Annotated in this window: 17 protein-coding genes; 14 read left to right on the forward strand and 3 right to left on the reverse strand. The window is 70.5% G+C overall.

The features are described from left to right. Positions 1 to 21: 21 nt before the first annotated feature. From AB0I76_RS00465 to AB0I76_RS00500, 8 genes are read left to right on the forward strand one after another with little or no spacing between them, the layout of a single operon-like run. A complete protein-coding gene (locus AB0I76_RS00465; protein WP_357027671.1) occupies positions 22 to 774 on the forward strand; it encodes an SDR family oxidoreductase in 753 nt (250 codons plus the stop codon). Then, positions 774 to 1,556, forward strand: coding sequence for an SDR family oxidoreductase (locus AB0I76_RS00470; protein WP_357027674.1), 783 nt, complete (start codon positions 774 to 776; stop codon positions 1,554 to 1,556). The genes AB0I76_RS00465 and AB0I76_RS00470 overlap by 1 nt, the downstream gene beginning before the upstream one ends. Beyond that, positions 1,553 to 2,536: an NADPH:quinone oxidoreductase family protein gene (locus tag AB0I76_RS00475; RefSeq protein WP_357027677.1), complete on the forward strand. Its 984-nt coding sequence runs from the start codon at positions 1,553 to 1,555 to the stop codon at positions 2,534 to 2,536. Before AB0I76_RS00470 ends, AB0I76_RS00475 begins: the two co-directional genes overlap by 4 nt. Further along, entirely contained in the window at positions 2,533 to 3,246 is a 714-nt protein-coding gene (locus tag AB0I76_RS00480) for an HAD family phosphatase (protein ID WP_357027680.1), read from the forward strand. The genes AB0I76_RS00475 and AB0I76_RS00480 overlap by 4 nt, the downstream gene beginning before the upstream one ends. Then, positions 3,243 to 3,998 carry a 3-oxoacyl-ACP reductase FabG gene (fabG, locus tag AB0I76_RS00485; RefSeq protein WP_357027683.1) on the forward strand — a complete coding sequence of 252 codons (756 nt, stop codon included), beginning with the start codon at positions 3,243 to 3,245 and terminating at the stop codon, positions 3,996 to 3,998. Before AB0I76_RS00480 ends, fabG begins: the two co-directional genes overlap by 4 nt. Before the next feature lie 17 nt (positions 3,999 to 4,015). Then, positions 4,016 to 4,468, forward strand: coding sequence for a MaoC family dehydratase (locus tag AB0I76_RS00490; RefSeq protein ID WP_357027686.1), 453 nt, complete (start codon positions 4,016 to 4,018; stop codon positions 4,466 to 4,468). Next, positions 4,465 to 5,493: a phosphotransferase family protein gene (locus tag AB0I76_RS00495; RefSeq protein ID WP_357027689.1), complete on the forward strand. Its 1,029-nt coding sequence runs from the start codon at positions 4,465 to 4,467 to the stop codon at positions 5,491 to 5,493. Before AB0I76_RS00490 ends, AB0I76_RS00495 begins: the two co-directional genes overlap by 4 nt. Continuing rightward, positions 5,493 to 6,728 (forward strand): acyl-CoA dehydrogenase family protein, encoded by a 1,236-nt coding sequence (locus tag AB0I76_RS00500; protein WP_357027692.1) that lies wholly within the window; start codon positions 5,493 to 5,495, stop codon positions 6,726 to 6,728. Before AB0I76_RS00495 ends, AB0I76_RS00500 begins: the two co-directional genes overlap by 1 nt. Before the next feature lie 41 nt (positions 6,729 to 6,769). Here AB0I76_RS00500 and AB0I76_RS00505 read toward each other — a convergent pair whose 3' ends face one another. From AB0I76_RS00505 to AB0I76_RS00515, 3 genes are all read right to left on the reverse strand, one after another. Continuing rightward, positions 6,770 to 8,209 carry a hypothetical protein gene (locus AB0I76_RS00505; RefSeq protein ID WP_357027695.1) on the reverse strand — a complete coding sequence of 480 codons (1,440 nt, stop codon included), beginning with the start codon at positions 8,207 to 8,209 and terminating at the stop codon, positions 6,770 to 6,772. Positions 8,210 to 9,031: 822 nt separating this feature from the next. Beyond that, positions 9,032 to 10,447 carry an endo-1,4-beta-xylanase gene (locus AB0I76_RS00510; RefSeq protein WP_357027770.1) on the reverse strand — a complete coding sequence of 472 codons (1,416 nt, stop codon included), beginning with the start codon at positions 10,445 to 10,447 and terminating at the stop codon, positions 9,032 to 9,034. 288 nt (positions 10,448 to 10,735) lie between these two features. Beyond that, entirely contained in the window at positions 10,736 to 12,388 is a 1,653-nt protein-coding gene (locus AB0I76_RS00515; protein WP_357027698.1) for a ricin-type beta-trefoil lectin domain protein, read from the reverse strand. A gap of 318 nt (positions 12,389 to 12,706) precedes the next feature. Here AB0I76_RS00515 and araB point away from each other — a divergent pair, with 318 nt between their 5' ends. The 6 genes from araB (at position 12,707) to yjfF (ending at position 19,862) form a co-directional block, all read left to right on the forward strand. Next, entirely contained in the window at positions 12,707 to 14,392 is a 1,686-nt protein-coding gene (gene araB, locus AB0I76_RS00520; RefSeq protein WP_357027701.1) for a ribulokinase, read from the forward strand. After that, the gene (locus AB0I76_RS00525; protein WP_357027704.1) at positions 14,389 to 15,072 is read left to right on the forward strand and encodes an L-ribulose-5-phosphate 4-epimerase; all 684 of its coding nucleotides are present in this window, start codon (positions 14,389 to 14,391) and stop codon (positions 15,070 to 15,072) included. The genes araB and AB0I76_RS00525 overlap by 4 nt, the downstream gene beginning before the upstream one ends. A gap of 115 nt (positions 15,073 to 15,187) precedes the next feature. Continuing rightward, entirely contained in the window at positions 15,188 to 16,177 is a 990-nt protein-coding gene (locus AB0I76_RS00530; RefSeq protein WP_357027707.1) for an ABC transporter substrate-binding protein, read from the forward strand. 87 nt (positions 16,178 to 16,264) lie between these two features. After that, on the forward strand, positions 16,265 to 17,806 hold the full coding sequence (locus tag AB0I76_RS00535) for a sugar ABC transporter ATP-binding protein (protein WP_357027709.1): 1,542 nt from the start codon (positions 16,265 to 16,267) through the stop codon (positions 17,804 to 17,806). Continuing rightward, positions 17,803 to 18,873: an ABC transporter permease gene (locus AB0I76_RS00540; RefSeq protein ID WP_357027712.1), complete on the forward strand. Its 1,071-nt coding sequence runs from the start codon at positions 17,803 to 17,805 to the stop codon at positions 18,871 to 18,873. The genes AB0I76_RS00535 and AB0I76_RS00540 overlap by 4 nt, the downstream gene beginning before the upstream one ends. After that, positions 18,870 to 19,862 carry a galactofuranose ABC transporter, permease protein YjfF gene (gene yjfF / locus AB0I76_RS00545; RefSeq protein WP_357027715.1) on the forward strand — a complete coding sequence of 331 codons (993 nt, stop codon included), beginning with the start codon at positions 18,870 to 18,872 and terminating at the stop codon, positions 19,860 to 19,862. Before AB0I76_RS00540 ends, yjfF begins: the two co-directional genes overlap by 4 nt. Positions 19,863 to 19,867: the final 5 nt, after the last annotated feature.

Here is a 19,867-nt window from a genome sequence, read left to right on the forward strand (position 1 = left end):
GCGAGCGTCCCGCCACCGCCGATGGCAGAGAGGTTCACCGGACGGACGGCGATCGTCACCGGCGCCAGCCGGGGCATCGGTTTCGCCGTTGCCGAGCGGCTGGTCGCCGACGGAGCCAAGGTCGTCATCACCGGCCGCAAGCGGGAGGCGCTCGACCGGGCGGTCGCCCAGCTGGGCCCCGAACACACGCTCGGCGTCGCCGGCCACGCCGACGACGCCGACCACCAGGCCGACGTGGTCGCGCGCGCGGTCGACACCTTTGGCAGCGCCGACTTTCTGGTCAACAACACCGGCATCAACCCGGCGTACGGCCCGATGGTCGAGATGGACCTGGCCGCGGCCCGCAAGGTCTTCGAGGTGAACTGCCTGGCCGCCCTGTCCTGGGTGCAGCAGGTCCATCGGCGCTGGATGAGGGAGCACGGCGGTGCCGTGGTCAACGTCTCCTCGGTGGCCGGCGTCCGGCCCGCGCCCGGCATCGGCTTCTACGGCGCCAGCAAGGCGATGCTCACCCACATCACCCAGCAGCTCGCCGTGGAGCTCGGCCCGGGCATCCGGGTGAACGCCGTTGCCCCGGCCGTAGTGAAGACGAGGTTCGCCACCGCCCTCTACGAGGGTCGGGAGGAGCAGGTGGCTGCGGCGTACCCGCTCAAGCGGCTCGGCGTCCCCGACGACATCGGCGGCGTCGTCGCGTTCCTGCTCTCCCAGGACGCCGCCTGGATGACCGGTCAGCTGCTGGTCGTCGACGGCGGCGTCACCCTGACCGGAGGTGTCTGATGTCGGTACGGGACAAGGGCGTCGTCGTCACCGGCGCCGGCCACGGCATCGGCCGTGCTCTGGCCACCCGACTCGCCGCTGGGGGAGCGCGGGTCGTGGTCAACGACCTCGACGCCGAGGCGGCCATCCGGGTGGCCCAGGAGATCGGTGGCTTCGCCGCTCCCGGTGACGCCGCCGGCGGGCAGGGGGTCGCCGCGCTGGTCGAGGCGGCCCGAGGTCACCTGGGCGCCATCGACATCTGGTTCGGGAACGCCGGCATCGACCGTGGCCACGGGCTGTGGGCCGCCGAGGAGGACTGGGCCGCCACCCACGAGGTGAACGTCATGGCGCACGTGCGGGCCGCGCGACTGCTGATGCCCGGATGGGTGGAGCGCGGCTCCGGTCGCTTCGTCGTGACCGCGTCGGCGGCCGGGCTGCTCACGATGCTCGGGAGCGCGGTGTACTCGGTCAGCAAGCACGCCTGCCTCGCGTTCGCCGAGTGGCTGTCGGCGACCTACCGGCACCGTGGGGTCGTGGTGCAGGCGATCTGCCCCCAGGGCGTGCAGACCCGGATGCTCGACGACGCCGCGCCGCTGCAGGAGTTGCTCAGCCACGATGCGGCGCTCACGCCGGAGGACGTCGCCGAAGCGACGTGGCAGGCCCTGCACGACGACCGGTTCCTGGTCCTCCCGCATCCGCAGGTGGCCGACTACTACACCCACCGCGCCCTCGACACCGACCGGTGGCTGAACGCCATGAACAAGCTCCAGCGACGACTCGAGGACCAGGGGGCACTTCGATGAAGGCATGGCGGGTCGCCGAGCTCGGTGAGCCCCGCGACGTCCTGCGGCTCAACGACGTGGCGGACCCGGAGCCAGGTCCCGGGCAGCTCGTGGTGAAGGTGCTGGCCTGTCCGGCCAACTTCCCCGACGTCCTGATGTGCCGCGGCGAGTACCAGGTCAAGCCGGAGCTCCCCTTCACCCCGGGTGTCGAGCTGTGTGGCGAGGTCGTGGCGCTCGGCGACAGCGTCGACGGGTTCGCCATCGGTGACCGTGTGCTCGGCGGCGCGGTGCTGCCGTTCGGCGGGTTCGGTGAGTTCGCGCTGCTGAACGCGGCGACTACGTTCCCCGCGCCCGCGGCGCTCGACGACGCCGAGGCGGCCTCGCTCTACATCGGCTACCAGACCGGCTGGTTCGGCCTGCACCGCCGGGCCGGACTGCGCGCGGGCGAGACGCTGCTGGTGCACGCCGCGGCCGGCGGCGTCGGCAGCGCCGCCGTCCAGCTGGGCAAGGCGGCCGGCGCCCGCGTGATCGGCGTCGTGGGTGGCCCGGAGAAGGAGGCGGTGGCCCGCGCACTGGGCGCCGACGTGGTCGTCGACCGCCGCGAAGAGGACTTCGTCGAGGTGGTCAGGGCCGAGACCGGCGGCCAGGGTGCCGACGTCGTCTACGACCCGGTCGGCGGCGAGACCTACCAGCGTTCGACCAAGTGCATCGCCTTCGAGGGTCGGATCCTCGTGGTCGGCTTCGCCGGTGGTCAGATCCAGTCCGCCACGCTCAACCACGCCCTGGTCAAGAACTACTCGATCGTCGGCCTGCACTGGGGCCTGTACCACCGCTACGACCCGGCGGCCGTCGCCGAATGCCATCGTGCCCTCACCGCCTTGGCCGCCCAGGGCGCCGTACGACCCCTGGTCAGCCAACGCCTCGCGCTCGGCGAGGTGGCCGACGGGGTGCAGGAGCTCGCCGACGGCCTCACCGTCGGCCGGGTGGTGTACGTCGCGTGAGCGCCGCGAACCGGGTGGACGCCGTGGTCTTCGACTACGGCGGCGTGCTCACCGGACCGGTCCGGGACTCGATCGCCGCGTGGCTGCACGCCGACGGCATCGACCCGGCGTCGTTCTCGCGCACGCTCAAGGCCTGGCTGTCCCGCGACGCCCCGGACGGCACCCCCGTCCACCGCCTGGAGACCGGGGCGCTGACCGTCGACGAGTTCGACGCGCTGCTCGCCGCCGAGCTCACCACGCTCGACGGGCGTGCGATCGACCCGGTCGGCGTCCTGGCCCGGCTGTTCGCCGGGATGCGCCCCGACCCGGCGATGTTCGCCCTGGCCCGCCAGTTGCGCGACGTCGGCGTGCGCGTCGGGCTGCTCTCCAACAGTTGGGGCAACACGTACCCGCGCGAGCTGATCGACGGGCTCTTCGATCCCGTCGTCATCTCCGGCGAGGTGGGCCTGCGCAAGCCGCTCGCCCCGATCTACGCCCTCACCCTGGATCGGCTCGGACTGCCGGCCGACCGGGTGCTCTTCGTCGACGACGCCGAACCGAACGTGCTCGGCGCCCGCGCGGTAGGCATGCGGGCGCTGCTGCACACCGACGCCGACACCACGCGGACCGCGATCGCGGAGTTGCTTCCCGCCTCTCGCACCGGCCTCCCACGGCCGCGGCCCGGAGCCGACCCGCCCCATCCCGCCCGCACCGAGGAGTTGACCCCATGACCGTCACCCGCACCGCAGTCGTCACCGGAGCGGCGCGTGGCATCGGCGCCGCCGTCGCCAAGCGCCTTGCCCGGGACGGCTTCGCCGTCGCCGTCGTCGACCTGGACGAAGCCGCGTGCAAGCCGGTCGTCGGAGAGATCGAGTCCGGTGGCGGTCGTGCCCTGGCCGTCGGCGCCGACGTCGCCGACGAGCAGGCGGTGCAGGCCGCCGTGGACCGGATCGCCGGGGAGCTGGGCGAGCCCACCGTGCTGGTCAACAACGCCGGCATCACCCGCGACAACCTGCTGTTCAAGATGACCGCCGACGACTGGGACGCGGTCCTGAACGTGCACCTGCGTGGCTCGTTCCTCGTCACCCGCGCCGTGCAGGGCTACATGACCAAGGCCGGTTGGGGGCGGATCGTCAACCTGTCCAGCACCTCGGCGCTGGGCAACCGCGGTCAGGCCAACTACGCGGCCGCCAAGGCCGGCCTGCAGGGCTTCACCAAGACGCTCGCCCTGGAACTGGGGAAGTTCGGCGTCACGGCGAACGCGATCGCCCCCGGCTTCATCGAGACCGAGATGACCGCCGCCACCGCGGCCCGGGTCGGCATGTCGTTCGAGGATTTCAAGAACGCCGCCGCGGCGCAGATCCCGGTCGCCCGCACCGGCACGCCGGAGGACATCGCGCACGCCGTGTCGTTCTTCGCCAGCGAGGGAGCCGGTTTCGTGTCCGGCCAGGTGCTGTACGTCGCCGGCGGGCCGAAGGCCTGACCGGGAAAGGAGAGATGATGAAGGTCTTCCACGGCATCGAGGAGTTGGAGCAGGCGGTCGGCACCCACCTCGGCTACTCCGACTGGCACACCGTCACCCAGCAGCAGATCGACGCCTTTGCCGAGGCGACGGGTGACCGCCAGTGGATCCACGTCGACCCCGCGAAAGCGGCGCACGGCCCGTTCGGCAGGACCATCGCGCACGGATACCTGACCTTGTCGCTGGTGCCGATGCTGGTCTGGCAGGTGTACAAGGTGGAGGGGCTCAACATGGGCGTGAACTACGGCGCCAACAAGCTGCGCTTTCCCTCCCCGGTCCCCGTCGACTCCCAGGTGCGGGCCGGGGTGGAGCTGCTGTCGCTGGTGCGCGGCGGCGGTGGCTACCAGCTGACGGCGAAGGTGACCGTCGAGCTGGCCGGCGCCGAGAAGCCGGCGTGCGTGGTCGAGACCGTCAGCATCCTGGTGCCGTGACCGCCGCCGAGCGACCCGACCCGCCGGGCCTCGACCTGGCCCGGCTCTCCGACTGGTTCGCCGCCTCGATTCCCGAGGCGGCCGGGGAGCTGACCGCCCGGCTGGTCGCCGGCGGCAAGTCCAACCTCACCTACGAGGTCGGTGATGGGCGGCGGACCTGGATCGTCCGGCGGCCGCCGCTGGGCCACGTGCTGGCCACCGCACACGACATGAGCCGGGAGTACCGCGTCATGTCGGCGCTCTTGACGACCGACGTGCCGGTGCCGAAGACGTACGCGTCCTGTTCCGACGCCGACGTGCTGGGCGCCCCGTTCTACGTGATGGAGCGGGTCGACGGCACGGCGTACCGGCACGCGGCCGAGCTTGAGCGGCTCGGTGCGGAACGTACCCGGGTGATCTCGACCCGGCTGGTCGACACCCTGGCCGCCCTGCACGCGGTCGACCCGGTGGCCGTGGGGCTGGCCGACTTCGGCCGGCCCGACGGCTTCCTGGCTCGGCAGGTGAGCCGCTGGAAGAAGCAGCTCGACGCGTCGTACTGCCGGGACCTGCCGGCCGCCGACGAGCTGCACGCCCGGCTGGCGGCCGGCGTGCCGAGCGAGTCGACGCCGGGCATCGTGCACGGCGACTACCGCCTCGACAACGTCCTCACCGACGACCGCGACCGCCTCGCGGCCGTCATCGACTGGGAAATGGCCACCCTCGGCGACCCACTGACCGACCTGGCGCTACTGGTGCTCTACCAGCGCCTGGGGCGGCTCGTCGGGCTGGCGGTCGCCGACGCCTCGTCCGCGCCCGGCTTCCTGACCGAGGACGAGATCCTCGACCGGTACGCGGCGATCAGCACCCGCCCCCTCCCGCCCCTCGGTTTCCACCTCGGGCTGGCGGCCTTCAAGCTGGCCGCGATCATCGAGGGCATCCACTACCGCCATGTGCGCGGCCAGACCGTCGGCTCCGGCTTCGAGGGCCTCGGCGAGGTCACCGAGCTGCTGCTCGACGCGGGCCTGACCTACCTCAAGGAGCATTGATGGACTTCGCCCTGGACCCGAGGACCGAGGGGCTGCGGGACAACCTCCTGGACTTCATGGACAGCCACGTCTACCCGGCGGAGCACGCCTTCCACGAGCAGCTCGGGCAGCTCGGCAACCGCTGGGCCTGGGACGCGGTGCCGGTGCTGGCGGAGCTGCGCGCCGCGGCGCGGAAGCGCGGGTTGTGGAACCTCTTCCTGCCGGGTACGCACGGAGCCGGCCTGACCAACCTCCAGTACGCCCCGCTGGCGGAGATCACCGGACGTAGCCACCTGGCGCCCGCCGCCCTGAACTGCGCCGCCCCGGATACCGGCAACATGGAGGTGCTGGCGATGTTCGGCACCGAGCACCAGCGCAAGCAGTGGCTGGAGCCGCTGCTGGACGGCGAGATCCGGTCGTCGTTCGCCATGACCGAGCCGGACGTGGCGTCCTCGGACGCCACGAACATCGCGACCCGGATCGAGCGGTCCGGCGACCAGTACGTGATCAACGGACGCAAGTGGTGGATCACCGGCGCGATGAACCCGAACGCCCGGATCCTCATCGTCATGGGCAAGACCGACCCGGACGCCGAGCGGCACCGTCAGCAGTCCATGGTGCTGGTCCCACGGGACACCCCGGGTCTGGTGATCAAGCGGGGCATGGAGGTGTTCGGGTACGACGACCACGACCACGGCGGGCACGCCGAGCTGGAGTTCCACGACGTACGCGTGCCGGTGGAGAACCTGATCGGCGGCGAAGGCGACGGCTTCGCGATCGCCCAGGCCCGTCTCGGTCCCGGCCGCATCCACCACTGCATGCGCTCCATCGGCGTCGCCGAGCAGGCCGTCGAGCTGATGTGCGGTCGCGCCGAGCGGCGGATCGCGTTCGGCAGGCCGCTGGCCGAGCAGGGCGTGATCCGAGACTGGATCGCCGAGTCCCGGGTGCGGATCGAGCAGCTGCGCCTGCTGGTGCTCAAGACGGCCTGGCTGATGGACACCGTCGGCAACAAGGGCGCGCACACCGAGATCCAGGCGATCAAGATCGCCACCCCCACGACCGTCCAGTGGATCCTCGACAAGGCGATCCAGGTGCACGGCGCCGCCGGCCTCTCCCAGGACTTCCCGCTGGCGGCCGCCTACGCCCGCATCCGCACCCTGCGGTTCGCCGATGGACCGGACGAGGTGCACAAGAACGCCCTGGCGCGGCACGAACTGCGTCGCCAGGTTGCCGGGAGGCAGCACGGCCACGGCTGACCGAGCACTGTCCGTCAGGAACGGCGTCGCCCCGGCCCGGGTCAGCGCGATCCGAGGCGGGGCACGACGGGCCGGACCTCGACCGGCGCACCCGGGTCGCCGCCGCTGCGCGAGGTGTACTCCGGGATACCCACGCACGTGAAGAGCAGCGTCGCCAGGTCGTCCGGCTCGTCCAGCAGACCCGGGACCTCCGAGTCGAGGAAGGTCATGCCGGAGGCGCCCGCGCCGAGGGCGTATGCGGCCAGGTGCAGCCGGCCCTCGACCAGCCCTGCCGCGAGTTGGGCGTCACGGTAGCCGCGGTCGTCCAGTGACGACAGTCGGGTGGCCGCGATGACGACGTACGCGGCGTCGCCGGCGAGCGACTGGTCCAGGCAGATCCGGAGCAGCTCGTCGCGCAGGTTGCCGGCGCGGACCGGCGTCGACAAATCAGGCCAGCGGTAGAGGCCGGGCGCCACACCGTCGACACCGTGGACGGCGACCCAGTGCGGCACCCGCACCCCGCGCAGCGCCGCGGCGAGAGGCCACTCCAGCAGGTGGCGCGGCAGGGTGCGGGTCCGGTCCATGCGTCGCTGTGAACCGCGCCGGCGCACCACCTGATCGAGGGGGTCGGACGGCGGGAAGTCCGGGAGCGCGGCCGTCCGCGGCCAGGGCGTGCCGAGTTCGTCCCGCTCGCCCGCGCGCTGCGCCGCAGTGCACAGTGGCAGCTCGACCGGCGGCAGCTCACCCGGGGCCGCCAGTGCGGTGGGCCCGATCGCCGGCTCGCCGTCGCCCAGGGAGAGCAGGGCCAGCGGGTACTCGTGCACCCCGTCCGCGCCGACGAGGTCCCGCACCGCGGCGTCCGGGAACAGGGACCGCAGCTGCGGCGAGAGGCCGGCGCTGTCGGCCGCCGCCGACAGCTGGGACAGCAGCGTTCCCGCGTCCCAGTAGAGATGTCGCCACCCGCGTTCGGCGTAGCGCCACCCGGTCCGCCACGGCACGCCGGTCACGACGAGCGTGGTGACCGTGCCGGCGGCGGCGGGTGCGACCTGGACGAGCCCATGCCGTGTCGCGTCGTACCAGTGCACGCCGTCCGGGACCCCCGCGACGCCGCGCGTGCTCGCGTAGACCTCCAGCGGGAAGCGGGCCCCCGCCGAACCCGAGGCGCGGTAGAGGACCCGGCGACCGTTGCGTTCCGCGGTGCGGACGACGCCGGCGCCGAGGAAGAGCACCCGGCCGAGCTGCGCCGCGTCGAGCAGCCGCGTCGGAGCGGGGACACCCGCGAGGACGGCCGTCGCGGCGATGCCGGGGTCGGGCAGCTCCCGCGGCAGGGCGAGGACGGGAAGCGCGTCCGGGTAGCCCTTCATCGGCGGCGGCAGCGCCGCGGGGTCGTTCGGGACGAGGTCGCCGCGCACGGCCGGGTGGTCGACGGGTACGTCCCACTCGCGGTTCGGCACGTACGACGTGAGTCGGTGCAGCAGCCCGGCGCCGGAGTCGAGGTCCATCCGGGCATCCTGTCAGCGGACCCGGTCCCGCGCACCACCGTTTGTCCCGCCCCGGAAGCCATGAACCTGGCCGGGCGGCGGCCGGGCGGCCGGAGCGGGTCTCGGGCCGGCGCGGGCGTGCCGTCCGACGTCGTACCGGCGAGGACGTGGACTGCAGCCAGGGGAGCGCATGACACCGTCGACTGCCCTGGTGCTGGTGCTGGTGCTGGTGGTGTTCGGGCGAGGGGTCCGGTGCGCCGACCGCTACACGCTCGCCGGCGCTTGGGCCACGGACCGTCCATCGGACGGGCTCGCCGTTGCGATACCGTCAAGGCGCCCACACCGGCGTCGAGCAGTCCGCGTCCGCCGGCTGGCGACGGTCCGCAGGGCACCCGACGAATCCAGGGAGATACCGATGCCGGAGCCCGAATCCGTTCAAGGCGCTCACGCCGACGATGCGGACACGCCCACCGAGACCGAGACCGGCGACCCTGCCGTCTACTCGAATCGGGCTGCCCGACGCGCGAAGGGCAAGGTCGCGTCGCCGCAACCGTATGGGAAGGGTCAGAGCCTCGGCGGCCGGGGCTCGGTCCAGAGCCCGCGCCAGTGGGGTAACCGCCGAAGCGGCTGATCCGGAGCAGGGGCCGTGCTCGACGACTTGATCCCGCAGGCATGACACCACGTCGAGCAGTACGCGAACAACCCGATCGAGGCTGATCACAGCCAGCTCAAGCAGCGGTTGAGACGCGCTGCTGGTGTCGTTCGGCGCGTCGACGCAGCGCCTCCGGTCCGGCGGAGGCTCCGCCGGACCGGTGCGCTTGCTGGTCCGTTCGCTGAGGGGTGTCACCCGACCCGGACGAGTTGCCACTGTTGATTGGCGCCGTTCCAGTCGGCGTACTGCACGATGTTGCCGCCGTCAGCGGTGGAGGCGCCCTGCACCTCCACCACCTTGCCGCTGTGCCGGCTGATCAGGCGGACGTGACCGCCGTCCGAGTCGGCCAGTCGGAACTGCTGATTGGTGCCGTTGTGGTCGGACCACTGGACGATCGCACCGCCGTCGGCGGTCGACCAGTTGTACACGTCGAGGACCTTGCCGGAGTGTCGGGACTTGACCCGGTAGTAGCCACCTCCCGAGTCCACGAACTGCCACTGCTGGTTCGCGCCGTTGTGCCGCGTCCACTGCGTGATCCGCGCGCCGTCAGCGGTGGCCAGGTTGTACAGGTCCAGCGCCTTGCCGCTGTTACGGTTCACCAGCACGTACCAGGCGCTGGTGTCGATCGGCCCCGGGTTGCTCGGCCCGCCGGCGTTGAGGGCGTCCAAGGTGGCCGTGTACGCCGGCTTCTTGTTTCCGTTCCGGTCGAACAGGAGCGGGTTGTCGTCCCGCCAGGAGTCGCTGTCCCGGACCCCCCAGACGGTGATGCCGGTGCAGCGGGTGACGGCCAGGCAGGCGCGGGTGACCCCGGCGTAGATGTTGGCCTGGTTGGTTCCTTGGGCGACGTCGAGTTCGGTGATCTGGACATCGACGCCGAGGTCGGCGAAACGTTGCAGGTTGGCCTGGTAGTCGCCGGGCAGGCTGGTGCCGAGGTGGGACTGGAAGCCGACGCAGTCGATGGGTACGCCGCGGGCCTTGAAGTCGCGGACCATGTTGTGGATGGCGGTGGACTTCGGGTTGATGCCGTCGGTGTTGTAGTCGTTGTAGCAGAGCCTGGCGTTCGGGTCGGCCGCCCGGGCGGCACGGAACGCCGCCTCGATCCAGTCGTTGCCGGTGCGCTGGAGGTTGGAGTCGCGGCGGGCGCCGCTGCTGCCGTCGGCGAACGCCTCGTTCACCACGTCCCACGAGTGGATTCTCCCGCGGTAGTAGCTGGCCACCCGGGTGACGTGGTTGATCGCGGCGTTGCGCAGGGCTGAGCCGGAGAGGTTCTGCGCCCAGCCGGGCTGTTGCGCGTGCCAGAGCAGGGTGTGTCCGCGCACCGACATGCCGCGGGGCTGTGCGTGATTGACGATCCGGTCGCCGTTGCCGAAGGTGAAGACGCCCTGTTGGGGCTCGGTGGCGTCCCACTTCATCTCGTTCTCGGCGACGACCGAGTTGAACTCGCGGTTGAGGATCGTGACGTACTGGCTGTCGGAGAGGCGGTGCGCAGCGACTGCGGCGCCGAAGTAGCGGCCCCTCTCCGCGGCCGACGTCCCGAGTGTCGTACCAGCGGTGGCGGGATTGGCCGGGGCGACCAGGGCGGCGAGCAGGGTTGCGACGGAGAGCAGCGCGAGGAGCGCACGTCTCGGTCTGGACCGGCGATGCCCGTGCGGTCTGAGCGGTGGTGTCACGGTGACTCCCTTCGGTGTTGCACGCTCGATTGATGCGGGACGGATCCGTTGTCAGCGCCACCTGGTTTCCGGCCGACCAGCGGTGTGATGAGCCGCAGCTCATGGGAGCGCTAACATAGATGTTCGTAACATTGCCAGAGTGCGCCGTCATCATCAAGACCCATCGATGCCGAGGGCGTCGACGCAATCACGGCATGCAGCCGTCCTACGATCGCCGGCCGCCGGTCACACCCGGCTCCACCGTTGGTTGGCATTGCCGTGGCAGGACCAGAGGATGACCGTTGTGCCGTTGGTGGTGCCGCCGTTGTTGACGTCCAGGCACAGCGACGGGGTGCGGACGGTGCTCACCGTGCCGTTGCCGTTGAACGTCCACTGCTGGTTGGTGCCGCCGTTGCAGTCCCAGATCTGCACCCGGGTGCCGTTGACGGCGTTCGGCGGTACGTCCAGGCACTTGCCGAGGATCCGCAGCGTCTGGCCGCTCTGGGTGATCTGCTGGTTGGCATTGCCGTGGCAGTCCCAGATCAACGTGCCGGTGCCGTTGGCGGTGGTGGAGTTGTCGACGTCGAGGCACCGCCCGGCGGACTCGCTGCGCAGCCGGAACGTGCTCGGGGGCGGCGGCTCGGTGGTGCCGCCCCCGCTGACCCGGTACACCACCGTGCCGTGCGCCGGAACGCTCGCGGAAATGGTCCCGGTCGTGGTGGAGGTGCCGTTGGTCCACGCGTCGCGCAGGGCGAACGAGGTTCCGCTCTTGCCGATCGCCGCCGCTGTGGTGGAGATCGTCGTCGTGGAGTTGCCCTGGTTGAACAGGGCGACCGCGACGTCGCCGTTGGCCAGTCGCTTGGCCAGTACCCGCCGGGTGCCGTCGTTGGACACCTGAACCGCCTGCCGGCCCAGAGTGTCCTGGTTGATCGCGATCAGATGCTGGTTTCTCAGGATGCTGAGCGTCGCCGCGCTGGCTGAGCGCAGGTCGTTGCCCATCATGAGCGGCGCGGCCATCATCGCCCACAGGGCGAAGTGACTGCGCATCTCGGTGTCGGTCATGCCGCCATTGCCCACCTCCAGCATGTCCGGGTCGTTGAACCCGCCCGGGGCGGCGTACCCGGCCAGCGGCACATTGACGTTGACGATGTTCTGGATGCCCATGGGGTAGCCGTTGGTCTGGCCGGTGTCCCAGGCGTTGGTGATGTCCTCGGTGGTCCGCCAGAGGTTCGCCACGTCGCCCCAGTCGCGCTGCGGCCCGGTCTTCTCGTGGATGCTGTTCGGGTTGATGCTGTACACGATCGGCCGGCCGGTGGCCGCCAGCGCGTCGCGCATGATGCCGAACCTCGCCACCTGGTCGTTGATGGTGCCGGTGGGGGAACACCAGTCGTACTTCAGGTAGTCCACACCCCAGGCGGCGAACTGCCGGGCGTCCTGGTACTCGTGGCCGAGGCTGCCGGTGGAGCCGGGGAAGGCGTCGAAGTACTGGGCGCAGGTCTGGTCCAGGGGACCCTGGTAGATGCCGAACAGCAGCCCTCGCGAGTGCAGGTAGTCACCGAGCGCCTTCATCCCACTCGGGAAGCGCTGCGGGTGCGCCTGGAGGTTGCCCTGCGTGTCCCGGTTCGGGTTGAACCAGCAGTCGTCGACGACGACGTACTTGTACCCGAGGTCACGCAGGCCGTGGTTGACGATCGCGTCGGCCATCTGCCGGATGAGCGTCTCGTCGATGGTGCAGCCGAACGTGTTCCAGGTGTTCCAGCCCATCGGCGGGGTGCGGGCGACGCCGTTGTCGAGGGCCTGCGCTGGACGGGGCGCGACGACGCCGTCGGCGACCGCCGTCGTGAGCGTCACTGCCAGGACGCCCAGGACAGCAGTCAACCATCTCTTCGGTCTACGCACGGGGTACCTCCTTGATCCAGAGAGGGTGAGCGGTGCCGGCGCTCGACTGCCGGCGCTGGGATACGTCGCGGGTCGGCGCCGGTCGTGGCGGCTGCCGGTAATGACGCGGTGGCAGGCATGTTATCGCTTACATCAACCGATGTAAATATCTTGGCAAACGTCTGGGTGGGCCGGGTGCCGGGTAGCGCGTCGGCCAGCGAGCTTGCGGGACGAGGATCCGACGGCGCCCGCCCCGTTACAGAGCTGTTGCCGACGAGTGTCTTGACGACGCTCGATGTGAGCGTTAACACTAGGCTCGATCGTTGTTCGGAGGTGGTCATGGGCAATGTGGACGGTGTCGGTGAGCGGTACGTGGTCGGAGTCGACTACGGCACCCTCTCCGGGCGGGCCCTGGTGGTCCGGGTCAGCGACGGCGCGGAGGTCGGGACCGCGGTGCACGAGTACCGCCACGGTGTCATCGAGTCCGCGCTACCCGGCGGCGGGCCGGCGCTGCCACCGGACTGGGCGCTGCAGGATCCGGAGGACTACCGGGACGTGCTGCGCCACGCCGTCCCCGCCGCGTTGGCCGCCGCCCGCGTCGATCCGTCCCGGGTCGTCGGCATCGGCACCGACTTCACCGCCTGCACGGTTCTGCCCGCCCTTGCCGACGGCACCCCGCTGTGCGAGGTCCCGGAGCTGCGCCACCGGCCGCACGCCTGGGTGAAACTGTGGAAGCACCACGCCGCGCAGCCGCACGCCGACCGGATCAACGCCCTGGCGCACCAGCGGCGCGAGCCGTGGATCGGCCGCTACGGCGGCAAGATCTCCGCCGAGTGGCAGTTCGCCAAGGGCCTGCAGATCCTGGAGGAGGATCCGGAGACCTACCGGCGCGCCGAGCGCTTCATCGAGGCGGCCGACTGGATCGTGTGGCAACTGTGCGGCACCGAGACCCGCAACGTCTGCACCGCCGGCTACAAGGGCATCCGTCAGAACGGCCGGTACCCGTCGCGGGAATACCTGAGCGCGCTCAACCCGGGCTTCGCCGACTTCGTGACCAAACTGGACGGTCCGCTGCTGCCCCTGGGCGACCGCGCCGGCAGCCTCAGCGCCCGGGCCGCCGCCTGGACCGGCCTGCCGGAGGGCATCGCCGTCGCGGTCGGCAACGTCGACGCGCACGTCACGGCCGCCTCCGCCCAGGCCCTGGAGCCCGGCCGGCTGGTGGCCATCATGGGCACCTCCACCTGCCACGTTCTCAACGGCACCCATCCCGCCGAGGTGTCCGGCATGTGCGGTGTCGTCGACGGCGGCATCAGCCCCGGCGCCTGGGGCTACGAGGCCGGGCAGAGCGGGGTCGGCGACATCTTCGGCTGGTTCGTCGCACACGCAGCCCCGGCCGAGGTGGACTCGCACGAACGGTTGACCGAGCTGGCCGCCGCCCAGCCGGTCGGCGCGCACGGCCTGGTGGCGCTGGACTGGTGGAACGGCAACCGCTCGCTGCTGGTCAACCACGACCTGAGCGGTCTGATCGTCGGGATGACGCTGGCCACCCGGCCGCAGGACGTCTACCGGGCACTGCTGGAGTCCACCGCGTTCGGCACCCGGATGATCATCGAGGCGTTCGTCGACGCCGGGGTGCCGGTCACCGACCTGGTCGTGGCCGGCGGTCTCACCTCGAACCCGCTGTTGATGCAGATCTACGCCGACGTCACCAACCGCCCGTTGAGCATCATCGGCTCCGCCCAGGGGCCGGCGCTCGGGTCGGCGATCCACGCGGCGGTCGCCGCCGAGGCGTATCCGTCGATCCATGAGGCGTCGGCCGCGATGGGCCGGGTGCACGTTGGCGCCTACCGGCCGGATCCGGACAACGTGCGTGCGTACGACGCCCTCTACGCCGAGTACCGCGCCCTGCACGACCACTTCGGCCGCGGCGGCAACAACGTCATGCTCCGCCTGCGGACGATCCGGAACGCGGCCCTCGACGCGGCCGCGGCGCAGGCCGACACGGTTCTGGAGGCGGTCGGATGAACACCGACGTGATTCAGCAGGTGGCCGCGCTGCGCGAGACCGTTGCCCGCCTGCACCGCGAACTCACCCGGTACGACCTGGTGGCGTGGACCGCCGGGAACGTCTCGGCCCGGGTCCCCGGCCAGGACCTGATGGTCATCAAACCCAGCGGCGTCGACTACGACGACCTCACAGCGGACAGCATGGTGGTCTGCGACCTGACCGGGAATGTCGTCGACGGGGCCGGGTCCCCGTCCAGCGACACCGCCGCCCACGCCTACGTCTACCGGGCGATGCCCGAGGTCGGCGGTGTCGTCCACACGCACAGCGGTTACGCCACCGCCTGGGCGGCCCGGGGCGAGGCGATCCCGTGCTGGCTGACCGCCCAGGCCGACGAGTTCGGCGGGGAGATCCCGGTCGGGCCGTTCGCGCTGATCGGCGGGGACGCCATCGGCAAGGGGATCGTCAGCGCCCTGTCCGGGCACCGCTCGCCCGCGGTGCTGATGCGTAACCACGGGGTGTTCACGATCGGCACGGACGCCCGCGCGGCGGTCAAGGCGGCGGTGATGTGCGAGGACGTCGCCCGCACCGCACACCTGGCCCGCGCGCTCGGGCAACCGCTGCCGATCGCGTCGGCCGACGTCGACTCGCTGCACGACCGGTACCAGAACGTCTACGGCCAACGCCCGCCGACCGGATGATCCCGGCCACGACGAGCTTCCTCACCGACACCGTCCCTTCTCGCACCATCCCCACCACACCCCGGCCCGTACGCCGCCGGCAGGCGCGGTCCGGATACCAACCCGAGGAGAAACCATGAGAACCAGGAGAACGACACGCACCGTCGTCGCGATCGTCGCCGCCATGCTGCTCGCGGGCAGCATGGCGGCCTGCGGCAACAGCGACACCGGCGGTGGCGGCGGCGACGACAAGATCGTCCTGGGCTTCTCCCAGGTCGGCGCGGAGAGCGGCTGGCGGACGGCGAACACCAGCTCGATCAAGGAGGCCGCCACCGAGGCGGGGATCGAGCTGAAGTTCGACGACGCCCAGCAGAAGCAGGAGAACCAGATCAAGGCGATCCGGAACTTCATCCAGCAGAAGGTCGACGTGATCGCCTTCTCGCCGGTGGTGGAGTCCGGCTGGGACACCGTCCTCAAGGAGGCCAAGGACGCGGGCATCCCGGTGATCCTCACCGACCGTGCCGTGGATTCCGCCGACAAGTCGCTGTACAAGACCTTCCTCGGCTCGGACTTCGTCAAGGAGGGCCGCCTGTCGGGGGAGTGGCTGGTCGAGCAGACCAAGTCCGCCACCGGACCGGTGAACATCGTCGAGCTACAGGGCACGACCGGCTCCGCGCCGGCCAACGACCGCAAGAAGGGCTTCGCCGACGCGATCGCCGCCAACCCGAACCTGAAGATCGTCGCCTCCCAGTCCGGTGACTTCACCCGGGCTGGCGGCAAGCAGGTGATGGAGCAGTTCCTCAAGGCCAACCCGGACATCGACGTGCTCTTCGCGCACAACGACGACATGGGGCTCGGCGCCCTGGAGGCGATCAACGCCGCCGGCAAGGTGCCCGGTAAGGACATCATCATCATCACTGTCGACGCGGTGAAGGACGGCATGCAGGCCCTCGCGGACGGCAAGTTCAACTTCATCGCGGAGTGCAGCCCGCTGCTCGGCCCGCAGCTGATGGACCTGGCGAAGAAGGTCCACGCCGGCGAGGAGGTGCCGCCCCGGATCGAGACCGAGGAGACCACCTTCACCCAGGCGCAGGCCAAGGAGGCGCTGCCCAACCGCAAGTACTGACCGCCGCCGGGGTCGCCGTCCACCGGACGGCGGCCCCGACTCGTCGCTCGTTTCCGTGCCGACACCATCCAGAAGAGGTCTGATGGGATGACGGGTAGCCGTCCGGTCCTGAGCATGACCGGAATCAGCAAGTCCTTCCCGGGGGTGCGCGCCCTCCACAACGTCGACTTCCGGCTCTTCCCGGGCGAGGTCCACGCCCTGATGGGTGAGAACGGCGCCGGCAAGTCGACGCTGATCAAGGCGCTGACCGGCGTCTACGGCATCGACGAGGGCGTGATCACCCTTGCCGGTGAACAGGTCGCCTTCAGCGGGCCGATGCAGGCCGCCGCAGCCGGTGTGAGCACCGTCTACCAGGAGGTCAATCTCTGCACCAACCTGTCGGTGGCGGAGAACATCTTCATCGGCCGGGAGCCGCGCCGTCTCGGCGCCGTCCGCTGGGGCGAGGTCCGTCGGCGGGCGCAGGCCCTCCTGGCCCGCCTGGACCTCGACATCGACGTCTCCGCGCCGCTGGGGTCGTATTCACTGGCCGTGCAGCAGACGGTCGCCATCGCCCGGGCGATCGACGTGCGGGCGCGGGTGCTCATCCTTGACGAGCCCACGTCCAGTCTGGACGCCCGCGAGGTCGCGCACCTGTTCCGGATCATGCGGCAGCTGCGCGACGAGGGGATCGCCACCCTGTTCGTCACCCACTTCCTCGACCAGGTGTACGAGATCGCCGACCGGATCACCGTGCTCCGCAACGGCACGCTCGTGGGGGAGTACCGGACCGAGGAGCTGCCACAGCTCAGCCTCGTCGAGAAGATGATCGGCAAGGAACTCGACGTGCTGGAGCGGCTGGACGAGCAACCCAAGCGGCCGGTCACCGCGCAGTCCGCAGGGACCCCCCTGGTGGCGGCGTCGGAGCTCGGTCGCAAGGGCGCCGTCGCCCCGTTCAGCCTGCGCGTCCACGCCGGCGAGGTGGTGGGGCTGGCCGGCCTGCTCGGGTCCGGGCGTACCGAGGTGGCGCGGCTGCTGTTCGGCGCCGACCGCGCCGACAACGGCCAGGTGGCTGTCGACGGAAGCCGGGCAGCCCTGCGGGCCCCCGTCCAGGCCATCGACCGCGGCATCGGGTTCTGCTCGGAGAACCGCCGGGCAGAGGGCATCGTGCCCGAGCTGTCGGTCCGGGAGAACATGATCCTCGCGATGCAGGCGGCGCGTGGCTGGGCGCGGCCCATCCCGCGTCGCCGCCAGGACGAGCTGGTCGAGAAGTACGTCAAGGCGCTGAGCATCCGACCGGCCGATCCCGACCTGCCGGTGCGCAACCTCTCCGGTGGCAACCAGCAGAAGGTGCTGTTGGCCCGTTGGCTCATCACCGAGCCACGGCTGCTGATCCTCGACGAACCCACCCGCGGCATCGACATCGGTGCCAAGGCGGAGATCCAGAAGCTCGTGGTCGAGCTCTCCGACGGGGGCATGGCCGTGCTGTTCATCTCCGCCGAGCTGGAGGAGGTGCTGCGGCTGAGCCACCGGGTCGCCGTCATGCGCGACCGGACGATGGTCGCCCAGCTCGACAACGACGAAAACCTCGACGCCGACCGCGTCATGCAGACCATCGCCGGCGGAACCCAGCGGGGGGAGGTGAACCGATGAGCACCGTCGCCGACCGCCTCCGCCCGATGACCGGCCACCGGCTGTTCTGGCCCGCACTCGTTCTCGTACTCATGATCGTCGCCAACACGATCTACCGGCCGGGCTTCCTCTCCATCGAGGTCAAGGATGGGCACCTCTACGGCACCCCGATCGACATCCTGCGGCTGAGTGCGCCGTTGATCCTGGTCGCCCTCGGCATGACCCTGGTCATCGCCACCGGCGGCATCGACCTGTCCGTCGGCTCGCTCTGTGCCATCAGCGGTGCCGTCGCCTGTCTCTACATCAGCAAGGCGCCCGACCAGAACAGCATCTCCACCGTCTTCACGGCACTCGCCCTGGCCCTCGGGGCGGCGCTCGTGCTCGGCGTGTGGAACGGCGTGCTGGTCGCTGTCATCGGCATCCAACCCATCATCGCCACGTTGATCCTGATGGTGGCCGGTCGGGGTCTCGCCCAGCTCATCACCGAGGGTCAGATCATCACGATCAACTCCGGCCCGTACCGGGCGATCGGGCTCGGGCACTTCCTGACCCTGCCACTGGCGATCTTCATCGCTCTGGCGGCGGCCCTTCTCGTCGCCGCCTTCACCCGCCGCACCGCCCTCGGCCTGATCGTCGAGTCGGTCGGCGGCAACGCCGGGGCCAGCCGACTGGCCGGCATCCGCTCGGGACGGGTCATCTTCCTCGTGTACGTGGTCAGCGCCGCCTGCGCCGCGGTCGCCGGCTTCATGATGACCGCCAACGTGTCCAGCGCCGACGGGAACGCCGCCGGTCTCTGGGTGGAACTCGACGCGATCCTCGCGGTGGTCATCGGCGGCACGTCCCTCGCCGGCGGCCGGTTCTCCCTCAGCGGGACGATCCTCGGCGCACTCATCATCCAGACCCTCACCACCACGGTGTACGCCATGAACATCTCGCCGCAGACGTCCCTCCTGTTCAAGGCGGTCGTCGTCATCGCTGTCTGCCTCGTCCAGTCGCCGGCGTTCCGCGCCACGCTCAGCCGGCGCCGCAACCGGCCGATGCCCGAGCCGGCGTCGCCGCAGCGGGAGAAGGAGCAGGTGCCGGCATGAGCAGCACCTCGTTGACCACCGGCCGCGCCTGGCGGCCCACCGTTCCCCGCCGCCACGTGCCGGTCCTGGCCACCCTCGCCCTGCTGCTGGTCATGTACGGCATCGGGGTGTCCCAGTACCGGGCGTTCTCCGACATCCAGGTCGTCTTCAACGTCTTCATCGACAACGGGTTCCTGCTCGTCGTCGCGGTCGGCATGACCTTCGTGATCCTCACCGGCGGCATCGACCTGTCGGTCGGCTCGGTGGTCGCGATGACCGCGATGGTGTCGGCCTCCCTGCTCCAGGACGGTCTGCCCGCGGCCCTGGTGCTCGTCATCGCCCTGCTGATCGGCCCGACGCTCGGGCTCCTCATGGGCTGCGCGATTCACTTCTTCGACATCCAGCCGTTCATCGTCACTCTCGCGGGCATGTTCTTCGCCCGCGGTATGTGCACGTTCATCAGCGACGCGTCCATCCCCATCACCGACGGGTTCTGGACGACCATGTCCCAGGAGCGCGTCGGAAACCCAGGCGGGAACTTCGTGTCGATCAGCGTGCTGATCGTGTTCGTCGTGGTCCTGGTCGCCGCGTACGTGCTGGCCTACACCCGCTTCGGCCGCAACGTGTACGCGATCGGCGGCAACTCCCAGTCCGCGCTGCTGATGGGCCTGCCGGTCGGCCGGACGCGAATCGCCGTCTACACGGTCAGCGGGCTGTGCTCGGCCATCGGCGGCATCCTGCTGTCGTTCTACACGCTCTCCGGTGCGCCGCTGATCGCCGTCGGCATGGAACTGGACGTGATCGCGGCCGTCGTCATCGGCGGCACCGTCCTCACCGGTGGGTCAGGCTACGTCTTCGGCACCGTCCTGGGCGTGCTGGTGCTGGGTGTCATCCAGACCCTGATCACCTTCGACGGCAGCCTCAACTCCTGGTGGACCAAGATCGTGATTGGTGGGCTGCTCTTCACCTTCATCCTTCTCCAGCGCCTCATCGGCATCCGCTTCAAGTGACGGCC

Source organism: Micromonospora sp. NPDC049799 (assembly GCF_040656655.1).
GTDB lineage: Bacteria > Actinomycetota > Actinomycetes > Mycobacteriales > Micromonosporaceae > Micromonospora.